This window comes from Kribbella sp. NPDC026596, assembly GCF_040638415.1.
Taxonomy (GTDB): Bacteria; Actinomycetota; Actinomycetes; order Propionibacteriales; family Kribbellaceae; genus Kribbella.
Window position 1 is genome coordinate 40,502 of record NZ_JBEZYF010000043.1, and the last position, 15,803, is coordinate 56,304.

Here is a 15,803-nt window from a genome sequence, read left to right on the forward strand (position 1 = left end):
CACGCCCGGAATCGGCCTAGACTTCAGGTCTGTGGTGCTGCCCTGGACCTCGGCGGCGCGCTTCGCGCGACCGTTCCCCAGAGGGTGGACCGATGAGCGAATGGTTCGGATTGAGACCCGTCGGCGAAACGACGCCGACCGCGGGCGCGCGGCCGGCCGAACGACCGACGGCCGACTCGGAATCGGCCGAGACACCGCTCGAGGAGCCGTCGGCGGACGAGTGAAGATCAGTCAACGGGGTACGGCGTGGAGATGATGAGATCTCTGGCGGTGGTACCGCTAGGGTGGAGCATCCGCCCGGCGGCGGCCCGACTGTGGACGGAATGGGTGGATCACGACCGCGGTGCCAGGGTATGGGGGGCGATCGATGCTGCTGCCAAGAGCGCAGGCGCATCGCCGGCCATGCGGTACGCCGTGATCGCGTGCGCCAAGGCCCTGGACGCGATGGGCGCCGGGTTGTCGATGCAGCGCAACGGCCAGCTCCTGGAGCCGTTGCTGGCCTCCGATGCGCAGACAGCCGAGCTGGAAGAGCTGCAGGCCACCCTTGGGGAAGGACCGACCGGTGACGTCGTCGCAACGGGTGCGCCGGTCCTGCGGGCTGACCTCTCCGACCTCTCCGCCGGCCAGCGGTGGCCGGCGTTCTCCGCAGCCGCTACCGCGCGAGGCGTGCACGGTCTGTTCGCGTTTCCGGTCGGCGCTGGAGCTGCCCGGCTGGGGGTGCTGAGCGTGTACCGGGAGCAGGCCGGACCGCTGCGACCCGAGCAGCTCCAGGACGCCCTGATGTTTGCAGACGCGGTGTTCGTCCTGGCGCTGGACCACCGGCACGGCCTCAGCACCGACCTGACCGACGTGATCGATGCGGCGTTCTCCGCGCGGCGGGCCGAGGTGCACCAGGCTGCCGGGGTCGTCGCCGCCCAGCAGCGCATCGATGTCGCCGACGCCTTGAGCCGGCTGCGCGCCTACGCGTACAGCCGGGAACGCCCGTTGCACGAGATCGCTGTCGAGGTGATGGCGGGCCGGCTGGTCCTGGAGAGCGACCGCGGCGAAGGCATCAACGAGCACAAACAGGAGGAGAACTGATGAGCACAGCAGATCGGAGAGTGCGAGAGGTGTTCATCGAGCTCGTCGACACGCTGGTCGAGGATTTCGACATCATCGACTTCCTGGACCGGCTCGCGGAACGCTGCAGTGAGCTCCTGGGCGTCTCGGCCTGCGGCATCCTGGTCGTCGACCACCGCGGCGCACTCAACCTGGTGGCGGCCTCGACCGAGGAGGCCCGGCTGGTGGAGCTGATCCAGCTGCAGAACTCCGAGGGGCCCTGCCTGGACGCGATCGCCACCGGACAACCGGTGCACGCCGACCTCCGCGCCGGTGACCCGCGCTGGCCACAGTTCGCGGCCGCGGCCGTAGCGGCCGGCTACTTCTCGGTGCAGGCGTTGCCGATGCGGCTGCGTGACACCGTCCTCGGAGCCGTGAACCTGTTCGGCCCCGCGACGGTACCGCTGGACGACGCCACGATCGCGCTCGGGCAAGCGCTGGCCGACGCCGCCACCATCGGCATCGTGCACCAGCGCGCCGTGGCCCGGCACGAGGTCGTCACCGAGCAACTGCAGACAGCCCTCAACAGCCGCATCCAGATCGAGCAGGCGAAGGGCTTCCTGAGCCACAGCCTCGGCATCGGGGTCGACGAGGCGTTCAACGCGCTGCGGTCCTACGCCCGCGCGAACAATCGCCGCCTGACCGCGGTCGCCGACGAGGTCGTCCAGGATCGGATCGCGATCCCCGTTCCCCCCTCCCCGCCCTCGCGGTAGAACGATCCACAGTCTGGCGCAGTCCGGTGTCGATGGCTACGCTGAGCGGGCCTGTCCAGGCAGCCCCAGTCCCCGGCGCCGGCCGTGTCCTGCCACAGGGAGGGGTTGGCTTGGCACGGTAGGAGTCAGCTTCGGTCGCACCCACCGGATGGCTGGCGGATCAGGCGCAGGACCCGCCACGCTGCGCCATCCGCGGGCGCAGCAGTGGCGGGTTTCCTGCGAGCGGGCTACACCCCCAACGTGCGGCCGATGATTTCCTTCATGATCTCGGTGGTGCCGCCGTAGATGGTCTGGATCCGGGTGTCGAGGTAGGCCTTCGCGATCGGGTACTCGGTCATGAACCCGTAGCCACCATGCAGTTGCAAACAGCGATCGACGACCTTCTTCTGCAGTTCGGTGGTCCACCACTTCGCCATGGCGGCCTCGGCGATGGTCAGCGTGCCGGCGATCAGTTCCTGGATGCAGCGGTCGACGAAGACGCGGGCGATCTGGGTCTCGGTGGCGAGCTCGGCCAGTACGAAGCGGCTGTTCTGGAACGAGCCGATCGGCCGGCCGAAGGCCTTGCGGTCCTTCACGTAGCGCAACGTCTCGTCGAGGATGTTCTCGCAGGCGGCGGCCGCGACGACCGCGATGGCCAGGCGCTCCTGAGGCAACTTCTCCATCAGGTAGACGAAGCCCTGCCCCTCCTCGCCGAGCAGGTTCCCCGCTGGGACGCGGACGTCGTCGAAGAACAACTCCGCGGTGTCTTGCGCCTTCAGACCGATCTTGTCCAGGTTGCGGCCGCGCTCGAAGCCGGGCATCCCCCGCTCGGCGACCAGCAGCGAGATGCCTTGCGCACCGGCTTCGGGGTCGGTCTTGGCGACGACGATGACGAGGTCGGCCAGGATCCCGTTCGAGATGAACGTCTTCTGGCCGTTCAGCACGTAGTAGTCACCGTCGCGCCGCGCCGTGGTCCGGATGCCCTGCAGGTCGCTGCCGGCACCCGGCTCGGTCATCGCGATCGCGGTGATCGTCTCACCCGAGCAGAACCCGGGCAGCCAGCGCGCCTTCTGCTCGTCGGTCGCATAGTCCAGCAGGTACGCCGAGTTGATGTCGGTGTGGATCGCGAACCCGACCCCGCTCGCGCGTACCCGGGTCAGTTCCTCGATCAGCACGGCATTGAACCGGAAGTCGCGGGCGCCGCCACCGCCGTACTGCTCCGGCATCATGAAGCCGAGCAGGCCCGCCTGGCCGGCCGCCGTCCACAGCTCGCGCGGGACGATGCCGGCCTCCTCCCAGCTGTCGTGGTGCGGCACGATCTCCTTGTCGCAGAACGCTCGCGCGGTCTCCCGGAAGGCATCGTGATCGGCGTCGAACAGCTGACGTTCCACGGGCGGTTCCTCTCAGTTCTGGATGGCGGCGCCCGCGGCGAGCAGGTCGTCGACGTCGGTGATTCCCCAGTCGGCCAGGGCTTCGCGGGTGTGTTGTCCCGCTCGCGCGGGCGGTCGGTCGAGGCTGGTCGGCGTCCGGTCGAAGCGTGGTGCCGGCGCGGCCTGCCGGATGCCGTGGTGGTCCACAAAGGTGCCTCGGGCAACGAGATGCGGATGATCGGCGGCCAGCGGGAGGACGGGCGAGACACAGGCGTCCGTTCCGTCGAACAGCTCAGCCCACGCGGCCTGGGTGCGCTGCCGGAAGGTCTCGGTCAGCACCTTCCGGAGCTCGGGCCACTGCGCCGGGTCGTTGCGGTCCGGGACGGTGAGGTCGAGTTTCTCGATCAGCTCGGCGTAGAACTGCGGCTCCAGCGCACCGACCGCGACGTGCTTGCCGTCCGACGTCTCGTACACGTCGTAGAACGGCGCCCCCGTGTCGAGCTGGTTCGTCCCGCGCTCCTGCCGCCACGTCCCGGCCGCGAGGGCTCCGAGCAGCATCGTGGTCAGGTGGGCTGAGCCGTCGACGATCGCGGCGTCGACCACCTGGCCTTGACCGCTGTGCTGGGCGCTGTGCAGCGCCGCGAGTACGCCGATGACCAGGTAGAGCGAGCCGCCCGCGAAGTCGCCGAGCAGGTTCGCCGGGACCTGGGGCGGACCACCGGCGCGGCCGATCAGGTGCAGTGCGCCGGACAACGCGAGGTAGTCGATGTCGTGCCCGGCGGTCTGCGCGAGCGGGCCGTCCTGACCCCAGCCGGTCATCCGGCCGTAGACGAGCTTGGGATTGATCGCGTGACAATCGTCCGGACCGACGCCCAGCCGCTCGGCGACGCCAGGCCGGAACCCCTCAACGAGTACGTCGGCCTGCGCGACGAGACGACGTACGACGTCGGGCGCCGCGGGGTTCTTGAGATCCAGGGCCACACTGCGACGACCGCGGTTGACCAGATCGAGCTCCGGTGGACCCATCGACAGTCCGCCGCCGGGGCGGTCGATCCGGAGCACGTCGGCGCCGAGCTCGGCGAGCATCATGCACGCGAACGGCGCCGGGCCGATCCCGGCCAGCTCGACCACCTTCACGCCCTCGAGTGGACCCATGCGAGCCATTGTGACAGTTCTACTGTCACAGTCGTCAAGTCATTGTGCGCGCCGCCACCACCGCGGAGGCCGGAATCAGAGCGCTCAGCGCGAGCACGACCGCGAGGGCGATCGACCAGCCGGATTCGTCCCCCTCCAGATGCCCGAGGTGGAAGAACAGGTGCGGCACCGCATAAGCCAGGTACGCCAGCAGGGCGACGGTGGTGAGGAAGCGGTCGAAGCGGATAGCGGCGGCGGTGAGCACGATGCCGAGGCCGAGGGTCGCGCCGCCGAAGTCGTGGAACAGATGGTCGCTGTACGGCGGGGTCCAGTTCACCGTCGGGACATGGTCGTAGAACGTCTTCGGGACGATCGTGAGCCAGAGACCGAGGATGATCTCGTAGGCGGCGAAGACCACCAGGACCGTGCGGACGTAGGTCTTCATAACTGTGCTCCGGGTCGTCATGTGGTGTCCTTTCGTTCACCAGCCCAGATCCGGTAGCCGTCCGATTCGTGACAACTGGCTCGCGGCGAACGCGAGCTTGTCCGGGTTCATCACGACGCGCAGGTCGCTGACACCGTCCGGTCCGGCCTCGACGAAGCAGATCGCCACGACTCCTGCGGGGCCGACGGCAACCAGTGCCGGCCGCCCGTTCGCCTCGGCCAGTTGCGCCTCGATCCCAGCGCCGAAATGCTGGAGCGTGCCGATCAAGTAGCGAGCAACCCGATCCCGCCCGGCGATCGCGTTCCTGGCCGCGATGACCTTGCCGCCGCCGTCCGCCGTGGACACCACGTCCTCGGCCAGCAACTGCTCCAGCTCCTCGATCTCCCCCAGCCGAGCGGCCGCGAGGAAGCGCTCCACGAGTTTCTGCCACCCGGCCCGATCGACGGGCTGCTCCCGGCGTGACCCGGCGGCGATCCGTTTGCCGGCCCGCGACGCGAGCTGACGCGCGTTCGCCTCGCTCGTGCCGATCAGCTCGGCGACCTCGCGATAGCCGTACGCGAACGCCTCATGCAGTACGTACGCCGCCCGCTCCGCCGGCGTGAGTCGTTCGAGCAACAACAGCAGCGCGAACGACACGGACTCCCGCTCCGCGACGACCTCGAGCGGCCCGAGCGCGTCGAACTCCGCCCGCCCGGTCAGCACGGGCTCCGGCAACCACTCCCCCAGGTACGTCTCCCGCAGTACCCGGGCCGACGTCAGCTCCTTCATCGAGAGATTGGTGACCACCTTGGCCAGGTAGGCGTCATGGTCTCGCACGGTCGCGTGGTCGACGCCCTGCCAGCGCACCCACGCGTCCTGCAGGATCTCCTCGGCATCGGTCGCCGTACCCAGCATCCGATAGGCGATCCCGAACAGCCGTCCCCTCAGACGCTCGAAGTCATCCACGCACTCAGTCTGTCAGGAAGCTCTCCGCCGCACGCTGGATCTTCAGGTAGTACTCCGACCAGCCGGCCTCGTCGAGCATCTCCGCATCCGCGCCGCCCTGACCGTCGATCAGCTCCCGGACGATGTCCGCGTGTCCGGCGTGATGCGCGGTTTCGTCGACGACCCGGACCAGCAGCGCGCCGAACGTCGTACGCCGCTTGCCCTCAGCCCAGTGTGGAACCTCGGCCGGCGTGTCCAGGTCGAGCTCGGCGATCGATCGGTCGCTGTGCGCGCAGGCTTCCTTGTAGAGCCCGGTGAGGTAGTCGCTGGACTCGGTCGGCAGCGCCCACATGTCGGCGCCCTCCCAGACCGTGCCGTCCGCGTCCCACGGCAACTGCTTCGCCGGTGGGCGACCGACGCTCGTGCCGAGGTAGACGTACTCGATCCCGACCAGGTGCTTGACCAGGCCGAGCAGGTTCGTCCCGGAGGGCACCAGTGGCCGGCGGCGATCGTACTCACTCAGCCCGTCGAGTTTCGCGAGCATCAGCGCCCGGGTCGCCTGGAGATACGTCTGGAGTTCGGCTTTCATGCGGAGGACGGTAGCCGAGGCGTCAGACAGTTTCCGGCGCACCCGGCGGTACGAACGGCGCCGAGGTCGGGCCCTGCTCGATCAGCCGAAGCAGCGCGGCGGTGTCGGCGTACTCGTCGATGGTGTCGGCAAGCCGATCCAGGCGCGCCTCGCGCAACTGGGCGAAGGAAACGGTTCCATCAGGCGCGGGCTTGCCGGTCAGCTCGGCGATCTCGGCCAGGAAAGTGTGACGGGCGGTGTCGTCGTCGAGGAGACCGTGCCAGATGGTCCCCCAGATGTTACCCGCGCGGCAGCCACCCGGGAACGCGGTGGCGTCCCCGGTGACCGTGACCACGCCATGGTGGATCTCGTACGCCGTGGGGGCCGGACGGGCCAGCGTCTTCTCGGCGTGGAAGGTCGTTGCGACCGGCAACAACCCGAGGCCGGCGTGCTCGCCGCCGCCCTCGACACCGTGAGGATCGGAGATCGTGGCGCCGAGGGCCTGGTATCCGCCGCAGATCCCGAGCACCGGCCGGCCGGCCGCGACCCGGGACGCCACAGCGTCAGCCAGGCCCTGCGACCGCAACCATTCCAGGTCCGAGACGGTCGCCCGCGAGCCCGGCAGGACGACGAGATCCGCGTCCCGCACCTCGGCCGGGCTCGTCGTGAAGAACACGCTGTTGGTCGGCTCGACCGCGAGTGCGTCCAGATCGGTGAAGTTGCTGATCCGCGGGAACCTGACCACCGCCACCGTGAGCAGGTCGGCCGGGGAAGTTCGCCGTACGGGGATGTCGAGAGCGTCTTCCGAGTCCAGCCAGAGCTCGGGCAGCCACGGGAGTACGCCGTACGTCGGCCGGCCGGTGACCGACGTGAGCATGTCGATCCCGGGCTGCAGGAGCGAGACGTCACCGCGGAACTTGTTCACCAGGAAGCCGCTGATCAGCGCCTGGTCGGCGGCGTCCAGCAACGCGACCGTGCCGAACATCGACGCGAACACTCCCCCGCGATCGATGTCCCCGACCACGACCACCGGCGCCTTGCTGTGCTGGGCGAGGCCCATGTTCACGTAGTCGGAGCGCCGCAGGTTGATCTCCGTCGGGCTGCCGGCACCCTCGCTGATGATCACGTCGTACCTGGACGCGAGGTCGTCGTACGCCGCGAAGGCCGCCTTGGCGAGCTCGGCCCGCTCGGTCAGGAAACCGCGAGCGGTCAGCTCACCCCACGGCTCGCCCATCAGGACGACGTGGCTGCGGCGATCGCTGCCCGGTTTGAGCAGGACCGGGTTCATCGCGGCCTCGGGCTCGGCGCCCGCGGCAACGGCCTGGATCCACTGCGCGCGGCCGATCTCGGCGCCGTCGGCACAGACCATCGAGTTGTTCGACATGTTCTGGGCCTTGTACGGCGCCACCCGGACGCCCTGGCGCGCCAGCCACCGGCACAGCCCGGTCACGACAGTCGTCTTGCCCGCGTCGGACGTCGTACCAGCGATCAGGAGCGAACCCACCCGGTGATCTTATGGCTCGTCGGTGGGCCTGCCCTGCTCGGCCTCCGGCTTGACCGGGGTGATGCGGCGTCCCTGCACGTCGGTGCTGGGCAGCCGCGGGGCCGCACCCTGGAACCGCGTCGACTCGCGCTCGCGCGCCGACAGCGGTTTGGCGATGTTCTCCAGCGACTGGCCTTCGGCGGCGACGCCGAAGATCCACGCGATGATGCCGCCGGCCGGCATGACCGCGGCGCCGATGACGTATCCGACGGTCAGGGGACCACGGGCCGGGTTGTCGCCCTCACCGATCAGCGAGGCGAACAGGAACGGCGCGATCACACCACCGGTCAGCTGCGAGATCGCGAAGAAGAACGAGATCGCCTGGCCACGCAGCTCGATCGGGAAGATCTCGCTCACCGTCAGGTACGCCGACGACGCACCGGCCGAGGCGAAGAAGAAGACCACGCACCACAGGGCGGTCAGCGAGGCGGCGTTCAGTGCACCGGCGTTGAACAGCATCGCGGTGATGAACAGCACCACGGCGGCCACGGAGTACCTGCCGAAGATCGTAGGTGAAGATGATCGTCACCGGGCCGATCAGGAAGCACAGCCGCCAGCCCTCTCCGGCGGTGCCCCGGGAGTCACAAATTCCAAACCCTCGGTGACGACGCCGACCCGATGGCTAGAGTTGCGGCATGGAGAACGAGATCAGCGTGGTGGACGCCAAGGAGCGCAACCGGTACGAGGCGCTGGACGCCGACGGCAACCTGATGGGCTTCGTCGACTACAAGCGGCATCCTGGTGTGATCGCCTTCCTGCACGCCGAGACACTGCCGGACTTCCGCGGTCGGGGCGTAGCCGGCCGGATCGCGACGCAGTCGCTCGACGAGGCGCGGACGCAAGGGCTCCGGGTGAAGCCGGCCTGCCCGTTCTACCAGGACTTTCTCGAGGAGCACACCGAGTACGCCGACCTGGTCAAGCGCCCCGGCGAGGAGTCCGAGTGACGGCCCCGGTGCTGGGCAAGCTCGAGTGGCGACCGACGGCCGACGTACCCGAATTGCTCGCGCCGCCGGTGCGCGAGGCCCTCGGCGACATCCCGGCGTACGCCGCCGCGATCGACCCCGGCCTGGCCGACACCGCGGCCTTCTGCGCGGAGTACGACGTACCGATGGCCGCGTCGGCGAACTGCGTGATCGTGCTCGGCAAGCGCGCCGGCGAGGAGACGTACGCCGCGGTCATGGTGCTGGCCACCGACCGGGCCGACGTGAACGGCGTGATCCGCAAGCACCTCGGCGTCCGGAAGATCTCCTTCACCGCCCAGGACGACGCGGTCGCCTCGACCGGTATGGAGTACGGCGGGATCACCGCGATCGGACTGCCCGCGGACTGGCCGATCCTGGTGGACTCGGGCGTCACCGCGGCCGGGCTGGTGGTGATCGGCAGCGGGATCCGGGGTTCCAAGCTGCTCCTCGACAGCGCCGAGCTGGCGAAGTTGCCGACAGCAACAGTGCTGGACCTGGCCCAGCAGTAGCGATGGACCGAGGCATGGGGCGATGGAGCAGCATGACTGGCCGGCGGAATACGCTGAACTGATCGCCGCTGACCGGCGTAGTCCGCTGCCACCGGAGGATCTGGACCGGCTGGCCGTCGCCGCGTTCGTGCTCGGGCACGACGACGAGGTCACCGTCTACCGGGAGCGCGCGCACGAGGAACACCTGGCCCGTGGTGAGCTGGTGCCGGCGTTGCGGAGCGCCTTCTGGCTCGGGTTCCATCTGCAGCAGCACGGCGAGGTCGCTCGGGCGGCGGGCTGGCGGGCCCGGACCGAGCGACTCGTCCCGGACGACAACAGCGAGCTGACCGGGCTGCTCCTGCAGGCCGACGCGGCGCTGCTGATGTACGCCGGCGATGGGGCTGCGGCACTCCCCTTGTTCGAGCGCAGCCTGCCGTTGGCAGTCGATCCGGACACGAGGGTGCTGGGCCTGCTCGGGCACGCCAACTGTCTGCGGATGGTCGGCCGCTGGACCGAGGCGCTCGCGGCCTTCGACGAGGCGATGGTGCACGTGACGAGCGGCCGGGTCGGACCGGAGGTCACCGGGATGGCCTACTGCGCCGTCATCGCGGTGTCCCTGAACATGTACGACATCCGCCGCGCACAGGAGTGGACGCAGGCGCTGAGCGGCTGGTGTGAGGAGCAGTCCGGCCTGGTGCCGTATCGCGGCGCGTGTCTGGTGCATCGGGCGCAGATCCTCCAGTTGCGCGGTGCGTGGACCGAGGCGGCAGGCGCCGCCGAGGACGCCTGCCGTCGGCTGTCCGCCGGTACGGTCGGCTCCGCGTGGTACCGACTGGCCGAAGTGGAGCGCCAGCGAGGCCGCTATGCGGCGGCGGAACGCGCCTATCAGACGGCCGCCGCGGACGGCATGGACGTGCAGCCCGGCTTGGCCCGGCTGCGGGCCATGCAAGGCAAGTACGACGCCGCGATCGCCGGACTCGAGCGCGCGCTGGCGGAGGACCCGTTCTCACCGAACCATCCGATGCTGCTCGCTGCCCAGGCCGAGCTCGCGATCGAGGTGGGCGACCGCGAGACCGCCCGCAAGGCCGCTTCCGAGCTGAACGAGGCGGCTCGAGCGGACTCGCCGTACCTTCGGGCGCTGGCGGCGTACTCCGAGGGTGCGGTGCGGATCGCATGCGGCGATCCGCAGGGGGCGATCCCGTCGTTGCGGCGAGCCTGGACGCTGTGGCAGCAACTGGAGATGCCGTACGAAGGTGCGCGGACCCGGCTGCTGGTGGGTCAGGCTTGCCGGGCGCTCGGCGATGTCGATGCCGAGCAGATGGAACTCGACAGCGCGCGGGTGGTGTTCGAGCGACTCGGTGCGGTGGCGGACCTGGCAGCCCTCGATCAAGCGGATCGCAGCAGTGTGCTGAGTCCGCGAGAGGTGGAGGTACTGCGGTTGCTCGCCACCGGCGCGACGAACCGAGCCATCGCCGACCAGCTCTTCCTCAGTGAGCGGACCATCGCCCGGCACGTGAGCAACATCTTCGGCAAGTTGGGAGTCTCGAGCCGGGCGGCCGCCACGGCGTGGGCGTATCAGCACAAGCTGACTGGGTAGAAATGACCACTCGGCGCCGGACTGAGTTGGCGTGGTCGGCCGATGTGGCGACGGCGACCCGACGCCTAGCGTGAACTCATGAACAGGAACGGGATTGTGGTGATCGGGGGCGGCCAGGCCGGTCTGGCGATGGGCTACTACCTGCGCAAGGCGGGCGAGGACTTCGTCATCCTCGCTGCGGATGAGCGGATCGGTGACTGCTGGCGGGAGCGGTACGACTCGTTATTGCTGTTCAGCCGGCCGCGGTACGCGAGTCTTCCGGGACTGCGGATCGGGACGCGCGGCTGTCCGACTCGCGACGAGATGGCCGACTACCTGGAGCGGTACGCCGTCCACCACGAGCTGCCGGTCCGAACCGGCGTACGGGTGACGCGTCTGTCGCGCGACGATCAGGGCTTCGTGATCGAGACCACTGGTGGGGACTGGCGAGCTGATCAGGTCGTCGTTGCGGCAGGCATGCACACGACGGCGCATCGGCCGGCATTCGCCGCTGAGCTCGATCCATCGATCCGGCAACTGCACTCGCTGGAGTACCGCAACCCGGCGCAGTTCGCGGACGGAACGGTGCTGGTGGTCGGCGCCGCCAACTCCGGTACGGACGTCGCGCTCGAAGCAGCCAAGACCCATCGCGTCCTGCTGGCCGGCCGGCACCCGGGCCAGATCCCGGTCGACATCGACTCCACCATCGGACGGCTGACCACGCCGCTCGTGATGTTCCTCTTCAAGTACGTGCTCACCCGGGGGACACCGATCGGCCGCAAGGCGATCGCGAGCACCCAGCAGCGCGGCCTCCCGCTGACCCGGAACAAACTGGCCCACCTCGACGCCGCCGGCATCGTCCGGATCGGGCGGATCGAGGGTGTGCGCGACGGACGGCCGGTGACCGCGGAGGGCGACGTACTCGATGAGGTGTCGACCGTGGTGTGGTGCACCGGTTCCGGTCCGGACCACAGCTGGATCGACCTGCCGGTGTTCGACGGCGGACGGGTCCGGCACGAGCGCGGCGTCGTGGCAACCGAGCCGGGCCTGCTGTTCCTGGGACTGGATTTCCAGTTCACGGTGGCGTCCGCGACCATCCAAGGCGTGGACAGGGACGCGCGATATCTGGCCCGGCGAGTCCGCAATCTGACTCGGCGGGGTGCCGACCGGCCTGTTGCCGTGGACAGGCGGTAACATCGCGGGCTGAAATGGGTGAGTGGATGCGCGCGAGGGTGGGTTCGGAGTCGAGTGAGTGATCCAGTGACGGTGAGTGGTGGCGACGGTGGTCCGACCGCGCTCCGGATCATGCTCGGCGGACAGCTGCGGCGGATGCGGGAGGCGGCCGGGATCAGCCGTGCCGACGCCGGCTGGCAGATCCGCGCGTCGGAGTCCAAGGTCAGCCGGATGGAGCTCGGCCGGGTCGGGTTCAAGGAACGCGATGTCAGCGACCTGCTCGAGCTCTACGGGATGGCCGACGACGAGGAACGCTTCCGGATGATGGAGCTGGCCCGGGCCGCGAACAACCCGGGCTGGTGGTCCCGGTACGGCGACGTGATGCCGAGCTGGTTCACCAACTACGTCGGCCTCGAGGTCGCGGCGACGCTGATCCGGACCTACGAGGTGATGTTCGTCCCCGGCCTGCTGCAGACCGAGGAGTACGCGCGGGCCGTCGTCCAGCTCGGCAAGTCGTACCTGCCCGGGACCGAGGTCGACCAACGGGTCGGACTGCGGGTGAACCGGCAGCAGATCCTGACCCGGCCGAACCCGGCCCGGCTGTGGGTGGTCATCGACGAGTCGGTCCTGCACCGGCCGGTCGGAGGCGAGAAGATCATCCGGGCCCAGATCGAGCACCTGATCATGTGGACCCAGCAGCCCAACATCACGCTGCAGGTGATGCCGTTCAGCAGCGTCGGGTACCCGGGCGCGGGCGGCGCGTTCAGCATCCTGCGGTTCCCCGAGGGCGACCTGCCGGACGTCGTCTACATCGAGCACGCGGCCAGCGCGCTGTACCTGGACAAGCGCGAAGAGGTCGACGAGTACGTCGCGATCATGGAGGGGCTCACGATCGCGGCCGCACCCGTCTCCCAGACCGAGAGCCTCCTGAAAGAGGCCCTCGCTCGAATGGACTAGGCGACCGTCAGGTCGACCTTGATGTTGCCGCGGGTGGCGTTGGAGTACGGGCAGACCTCGTGGGCCTTCGCGACGAGCTCCTCGGCGACCGCGCGGTCGACGCCGGGCAGGCTGACCTCGAGCTCGACCTCCAGGCCGTAGCCGGCGCCGCCGTTGATCGGGCCGATGCCGACCGACGCGGTGACGGTCGAGCCGTCGGCGTCCTGGCGGGCCTTGCGCGCGACCAGCTTCAGCGCGCTGTGGAAGCAGGCCGCGTAACCGGCCGCGAACAGCTGCTCCGGGTTCGTGCCCTGGCCGTTGCCGCCCATCTCGACCGGCGGCGCGACCGTGACGTCGAGCTTGCCGTCGTTCGTGGCGACCTTGCCGTCGCGACCGCCGTGGGCGGTGGCGTGCGCGGTGTACAGAACCTTCTCCACTGCAATCGTCATATCAGGTTTCTCCTAGCGGGTGGGGTCGAGCACGAGCTTGCCGACGGTCCGGCGGGCTCGCAGGTCTTCGTGGGCGGTGGCGATGTCGGACAACGCGTACTCGCCGCCGACGATCGGGCGGAGCGTGCCGGCCACGGTCAGGTCGAACAGCTCGGCCAGCGGCTTGGCGAGCAACGCGGGGTTGCCGAAGCAGTCGGCCAGCCAGAAGCCGGCGATGGTCTTCGAGCCCTTCATCAACCGGCTCGGATCGATCGGCGCGGCGGACTGCCGGGACGCGGCACCGAAGGTGACCAGGCGGCCGAACCGGGCCAGCGCGGCGAACGACTCGTCGAACGTCGGCCCACCGACCATCTCCAGGACGATGTCGACGGGCTTGCCGCCGTTCGCCTCGATGATCCGGTCCTTCAGGCCTTCCGGCGTACCGTCGATCGCGGCGTCCGCGCCGAGCTCGAGCACCTGCTTGCGCTTCTCGTCCGATGACGCGGTCGCAATCACGCGGCCTGCGCCCCACTGCTTCGCGAGCTGCACGGCGAGCGATCCGACACCGCCGGCACCGGCGTGCACCAGGGCGGACTCCCCCGGCTGCAGGTGCGTCGAGGTCTTCAGCAGATGCCAGGCGGTGGTGCCCTGCAGGACCAGGGCGAGCGCGTCGCCGTCGCTGACACCTTCCGGGACGTCCCACGCGTACGGCGCGTGGGCCACGGCCTTCTCGGCGTACCCACCGGAGCCGACCAGTGCGACCACGCGGCGGCCGTCGTCGGTGTGCCCGACGACCTCACCGCCCGGGATCAGTGGGAGCTCGGTCTTGGACAGGTAGCTGTTCTCGACCTGATGCGTGTCGGCGTAGTTGATGCCGGCCCGGTCGACGGTGATCAGCACCTGGCCGTCACCGGCGATCGGGTCCGCCACGTCGCTGATCTTCAGGACCTCGGGTCCACCGAACTCGGTGATCTGAATCGCTCGCATACACCGTACTATACACTGTACGTTAGATAGATCGAAGGGAGGTGCGTCACATGGCGCGCACACCGCGGAACACGTTGAGCTCCGAGCTGATCGTGCGGACCGCGCTCGAGTTGATGGAGTCCAATGGCGCGGACGCCTTCAGCCTGCGTGGTGTCGCCGCCGAGCTCGGTGTCGGCCCGATGGCGCTCTACACCTACTTCCGGAACAAGGACGACCTGTACGACGCCGTCCGGGATCACCTGATGGGGCTGCTGCCCGCCGTACCGCAGGATGTGGCCTGGCCGGACCAGGTGCGGGCGGTGTGCCGGTCTCTGCGGCTGCTGATGCTGCAGCATCCTTGCCTTGCGCAACTACTCGCGGGCCGGCCGCTGAGCGGGCACGAGACCGCCCGGGTGGCCGAAGGCCTGCTCGGCGTGCTGCGCGCGGCCGGGTTCGACCCGGAGACGGCGGCACGGACGCACACCACGCTGTTCACCTACGTGCTCGGGGCAACGTCCTGGGAGATCCAGATGGCCGCCGAGCGCCGCGACCCGGAGGCGTGGCGGCGCCTGCGCATGACGATGGAGTCGTTGTCCGCCCGGGAGTTCCCGTCAGTCGTCGAGCTCGCCCCGGAGCTAGCCCGGACAACCGGCGGCGACGAACAGTTCGACTACGGCCTGGACCTGCTGCTCGACGGACTACGGGTCAGAACACCATCGTGACGATGGCGAGGATGCCGATGCAGACGATCAGCGTCCGCAACGCGATCGGCGGCAGCTTGCGGCCGTAGCGGGCGCCGATGAAGCCGCCGATGGTGGAGCCGACCGCGATCAGGCCGGCGGCCAGCCAGTCGATGTCGTGGACAAGGATGAACAGCACCGCGGCGACCGAGTTCACAACCGTGGCGAGGACGTTCTTCAGGCCGTTCATCCGCTGCAGGTTCGTGTCCAGGCCGAGGCCCAGGATCGCCATCAGCAGCACGCCCTGGGCGGCACCGAAGTACCCGCCGTAGACGCCGGTCGCGAACACCGCGGGGATCACCCACCACGCACCCCGGTGCTGATGCGACGGCACGCTGATCCAGCGCGACAGCCACGGCTGGAAGGCGACCAGCAGACAACCGAGCAGAATCAGGACCGGTACGACGGCGTGGAACGCGGAGTCGGGCAGCGTCAAAAGCAGCACCGCACCGACGATGCCGCCGAGCAGCGACGCCGGGATCAGCCGGAGCATGCGGCCGCGCTGGCCCTCGAGCTCACGACGGTAGCCGATCGCGCCGGCCGCCGTACCCGGCGCGAGACCGACCGTATTGCTGACGTTCGCCAGGACGGGTGGGATGCCGACGGCAAGCAACGCGGGGAAGGTCAGCAGCGTGCCCGACCCCACCACGGCGTTGATCGTGCCCGCGCCCATCCCCGCCAGCAGGACGAACAGCGCCTCGTACCATGTCATCGCTGCCCGACTTTACGCACCTGACCGCTCCCGGCGCTCATCCGTCCG

The 15,803-nt window shown here is 69.3% G+C and carries 18 protein-coding genes and 1 pseudogene; 9 read left to right on the forward strand and 10 right to left on the reverse strand.

What is annotated here, in order from left to right; all coding sequences use genetic code 11:
• The first annotated feature begins 92 nt into the window (after positions 1–92).
• The 3 genes from AB0E63_RS29790 to AB0E63_RS29800 all read left to right on the forward strand — a co-directional run bounded on the left by AB0E63_RS29790 (position 93) and on the right by AB0E63_RS29800 (position 1,811).
• Positions 93–224 (forward strand): hypothetical protein, encoded by a 132-nt coding sequence (locus AB0E63_RS29790; protein WP_360373516.1) that lies wholly within the window; start codon positions 93–95, stop codon positions 222–224.
• A 178-nt stretch (positions 225–402) separates the two neighbouring features.
• The gene (locus AB0E63_RS29795) at positions 403–1,080 is read left to right on the forward strand and encodes a GAF and ANTAR domain-containing protein (protein ID WP_360373518.1); all 678 of its coding nucleotides are present in this window, start codon (positions 403–405) and stop codon (positions 1,078–1,080) included.
• Entirely contained in the window at positions 1,080–1,811 is a 732-nt protein-coding gene (locus tag AB0E63_RS29800; RefSeq protein WP_360373521.1) for a GAF and ANTAR domain-containing protein, read from the forward strand. The genes AB0E63_RS29795 and AB0E63_RS29800 overlap by 1 nt, the downstream gene beginning before the upstream one ends.
• A 227-nt stretch (positions 1,812–2,038) precedes the next feature.
• Here the strand turns inward: AB0E63_RS29800 and AB0E63_RS29805 are convergent, their stop codons facing one another.
• The 7 genes and pseudogenes from AB0E63_RS29805 to AB0E63_RS29835 all read right to left on the reverse strand — a co-directional run.
• Positions 2,039–3,181, reverse strand: a complete 1,143-nt coding sequence (locus AB0E63_RS29805) for an acyl-CoA dehydrogenase family protein (protein ID WP_360373524.1) — start codon at positions 3,179–3,181, stop codon at positions 2,039–2,041.
• 12 nt (positions 3,182–3,193) lie between these two features.
• The gene (locus AB0E63_RS29810; protein WP_360373527.1) at positions 3,194–4,315 is read right to left on the reverse strand and encodes a CaiB/BaiF CoA-transferase family protein; all 1,122 of its coding nucleotides are present in this window, start codon (positions 4,313–4,315) and stop codon (positions 3,194–3,196) included.
• Between the two features lie 34 nt (positions 4,316–4,349).
• Complete coding sequence (locus AB0E63_RS29815; protein WP_360373530.1) at positions 4,350–4,760, reverse strand: hypothetical protein; 411 nt, start codon at positions 4,758–4,760, stop codon at positions 4,350–4,352.
• A 15-nt stretch (positions 4,761–4,775) separates the two neighbouring features.
• Positions 4,776–5,684, reverse strand: coding sequence for an RNA polymerase sigma factor SigJ (gene sigJ / locus AB0E63_RS29820; protein WP_360373533.1), 909 nt, complete (start codon positions 5,682–5,684; stop codon positions 4,776–4,778).
• A 4-nt stretch (positions 5,685–5,688) separates the two neighbouring features.
• Complete coding sequence (locus AB0E63_RS29825) at positions 5,689–6,252, reverse strand: DinB family protein (protein WP_360373535.1); 564 nt, start codon at positions 6,250–6,252, stop codon at positions 5,689–5,691.
• A gap of 22 nt (positions 6,253–6,274) precedes the next feature.
• Positions 6,275–7,735: a cobyric acid synthase gene (locus AB0E63_RS29830; RefSeq protein ID WP_360373538.1), complete on the reverse strand. Its 1,461-nt coding sequence runs from the start codon at positions 7,733–7,735 to the stop codon at positions 6,275–6,277.
• A 9-nt stretch (positions 7,736–7,744) separates the two neighbouring features.
• Positions 7,745–8,281 (reverse strand): annotated as a pseudogene (locus tag AB0E63_RS29835) (MFS transporter); the annotation flags it as partial.
• 128 nt (positions 8,282–8,409) lie between these two features.
• Between AB0E63_RS29835 and AB0E63_RS29840 the strand changes: the two are divergent.
• The 5 genes from AB0E63_RS29840 to AB0E63_RS29860 all read left to right on the forward strand — a co-directional run bounded on the left by AB0E63_RS29840 (position 8,410) and on the right by AB0E63_RS29860 (position 12,930).
• A complete protein-coding gene (locus AB0E63_RS29840) occupies positions 8,410–8,718 on the forward strand; it encodes a GNAT family N-acetyltransferase (protein ID WP_360373541.1) in 309 nt (102 codons plus the stop codon).
• Positions 8,715–9,245, forward strand: coding sequence for a YbaK/EbsC family protein (locus tag AB0E63_RS29845; protein WP_360373544.1), 531 nt, complete (start codon positions 8,715–8,717; stop codon positions 9,243–9,245). The genes AB0E63_RS29840 and AB0E63_RS29845 overlap by 4 nt, the downstream gene beginning before the upstream one ends.
• 22 nt (positions 9,246–9,267) lie before the next feature.
• On the forward strand, positions 9,268–10,821 hold the full coding sequence (locus tag AB0E63_RS29850; protein WP_360373547.1) for a LuxR C-terminal-related transcriptional regulator: 1,554 nt from the start codon (positions 9,268–9,270) through the stop codon (positions 10,819–10,821).
• Between the two features lie 78 nt (positions 10,822–10,899).
• The gene (locus tag AB0E63_RS29855; protein ID WP_360373550.1) at positions 10,900–11,994 is read left to right on the forward strand and encodes an NAD(P)/FAD-dependent oxidoreductase; all 1,095 of its coding nucleotides are present in this window, start codon (positions 10,900–10,902) and stop codon (positions 11,992–11,994) included.
• A 111-nt stretch (positions 11,995–12,105) separates the two neighbouring features.
• On the forward strand, positions 12,106–12,930 hold the full coding sequence (locus AB0E63_RS29860; protein WP_360373618.1) for a helix-turn-helix transcriptional regulator: 825 nt from the start codon (positions 12,106–12,108) through the stop codon (positions 12,928–12,930).
• Here the strand turns inward: AB0E63_RS29860 and AB0E63_RS29865 are convergent.
• On the reverse strand, positions 12,927–13,358 hold the full coding sequence (locus AB0E63_RS29865; protein ID WP_360373553.1) for an organic hydroperoxide resistance protein: 432 nt from the start codon (positions 13,356–13,358) through the stop codon (positions 12,927–12,929). The two genes, AB0E63_RS29860 and AB0E63_RS29865, sit on opposite strands and share 4 nt — an antisense overlap.
• A gap of 12 nt (positions 13,359–13,370) precedes the next feature.
• The gene (locus AB0E63_RS29870; RefSeq protein WP_360373556.1) at positions 13,371–14,324 is read right to left on the reverse strand and encodes a zinc-binding dehydrogenase; all 954 of its coding nucleotides are present in this window, start codon (positions 14,322–14,324) and stop codon (positions 13,371–13,373) included.
• 50 nt (positions 14,325–14,374) lie between these two features.
• Here AB0E63_RS29870 and AB0E63_RS29875 point away from each other — a divergent pair, with 50 nt between their 5' ends.
• Positions 14,375–15,025 (forward strand): TetR/AcrR family transcriptional regulator, encoded by a 651-nt coding sequence (locus AB0E63_RS29875; protein WP_360373559.1) that lies wholly within the window; start codon positions 14,375–14,377, stop codon positions 15,023–15,025.
• Here AB0E63_RS29875 and AB0E63_RS29880 read toward each other — a convergent pair.
• A complete protein-coding gene (locus tag AB0E63_RS29880; RefSeq protein ID WP_360373562.1) occupies positions 15,009–15,755 on the reverse strand; it encodes a sulfite exporter TauE/SafE family protein in 747 nt (248 codons plus the stop codon). The genes AB0E63_RS29875 and AB0E63_RS29880 overlap by 17 nt on opposite strands.
• Positions 15,756–15,803 lie beyond the last annotated feature (48 nt).

Excerpts from the sequence above, each read along its gene's own strand:
- AB0E63_RS29825 (WP_360373535.1), bottom strand. The coding sequence starts at position 6,252 with ATGAAAGCCGAACTCCAGACGTATCTCCAGGCGACCCGGGCGCTGATG.
- AB0E63_RS29880 (WP_360373562.1), bottom strand. The coding sequence starts at position 15,755 with ATGACATGGTACGAGGCGCTGTTCGTCCTGCTGGCGGGGATGGGCGCG.
- AB0E63_RS29860 (WP_360373618.1), top strand. The coding sequence starts at position 12,106 with ATGCTCGGCGGACAGCTGCGGCGGATGCGGGAGGCGGCCGGGATCAGC.
- AB0E63_RS29850 (WP_360373547.1), top strand. The coding sequence starts at position 9,268 with ATGGAGCAGCATGACTGGCCGGCGGAATACGCTGAACTGATCGCCGCT.
- AB0E63_RS29815 (WP_360373530.1), bottom strand. The coding sequence starts at position 4,760 with ATGACGACCCGGAGCACAGTTATGAAGACCTACGTCCGCACGGTCCTG.
- AB0E63_RS29840 (WP_360373541.1), top strand. The coding sequence starts at position 8,410 with ATGGAGAACGAGATCAGCGTGGTGGACGCCAAGGAGCGCAACCGGTAC.
- AB0E63_RS29800 (WP_360373521.1), top strand. The coding sequence starts at position 1,080 with ATGAGCACAGCAGATCGGAGAGTGCGAGAGGTGTTCATCGAGCTCGTC.
- AB0E63_RS29810 (WP_360373527.1), bottom strand. The coding sequence starts at position 4,315 with ATGGGTCCACTCGAGGGCGTGAAGGTGGTCGAGCTGGCCGGGATCGGC.
- AB0E63_RS29870 (WP_360373556.1), bottom strand. The coding sequence starts at position 14,324 with ATGCGAGCGATTCAGATCACCGAGTTCGGTGGACCCGAGGTCCTGAAG.
- AB0E63_RS29875 (WP_360373559.1), top strand. The coding sequence starts at position 14,375 with ATGGCGCGCACACCGCGGAACACGTTGAGCTCCGAGCTGATCGTGCGG.
- AB0E63_RS29790 (WP_360373516.1), top strand. The coding sequence starts at position 93 with ATGAGCGAATGGTTCGGATTGAGACCCGTCGGCGAAACGACGCCGACC.
- AB0E63_RS29795 (WP_360373518.1), top strand. The coding sequence starts at position 403 with ATGCGGTACGCCGTGATCGCGTGCGCCAAGGCCCTGGACGCGATGGGC.
- AB0E63_RS29855 (WP_360373550.1), top strand. The coding sequence starts at position 10,900 with ATGAACAGGAACGGGATTGTGGTGATCGGGGGCGGCCAGGCCGGTCTG.
- AB0E63_RS29865 (WP_360373553.1), bottom strand. The coding sequence starts at position 13,358 with ATGACGATTGCAGTGGAGAAGGTTCTGTACACCGCGCACGCCACCGCC.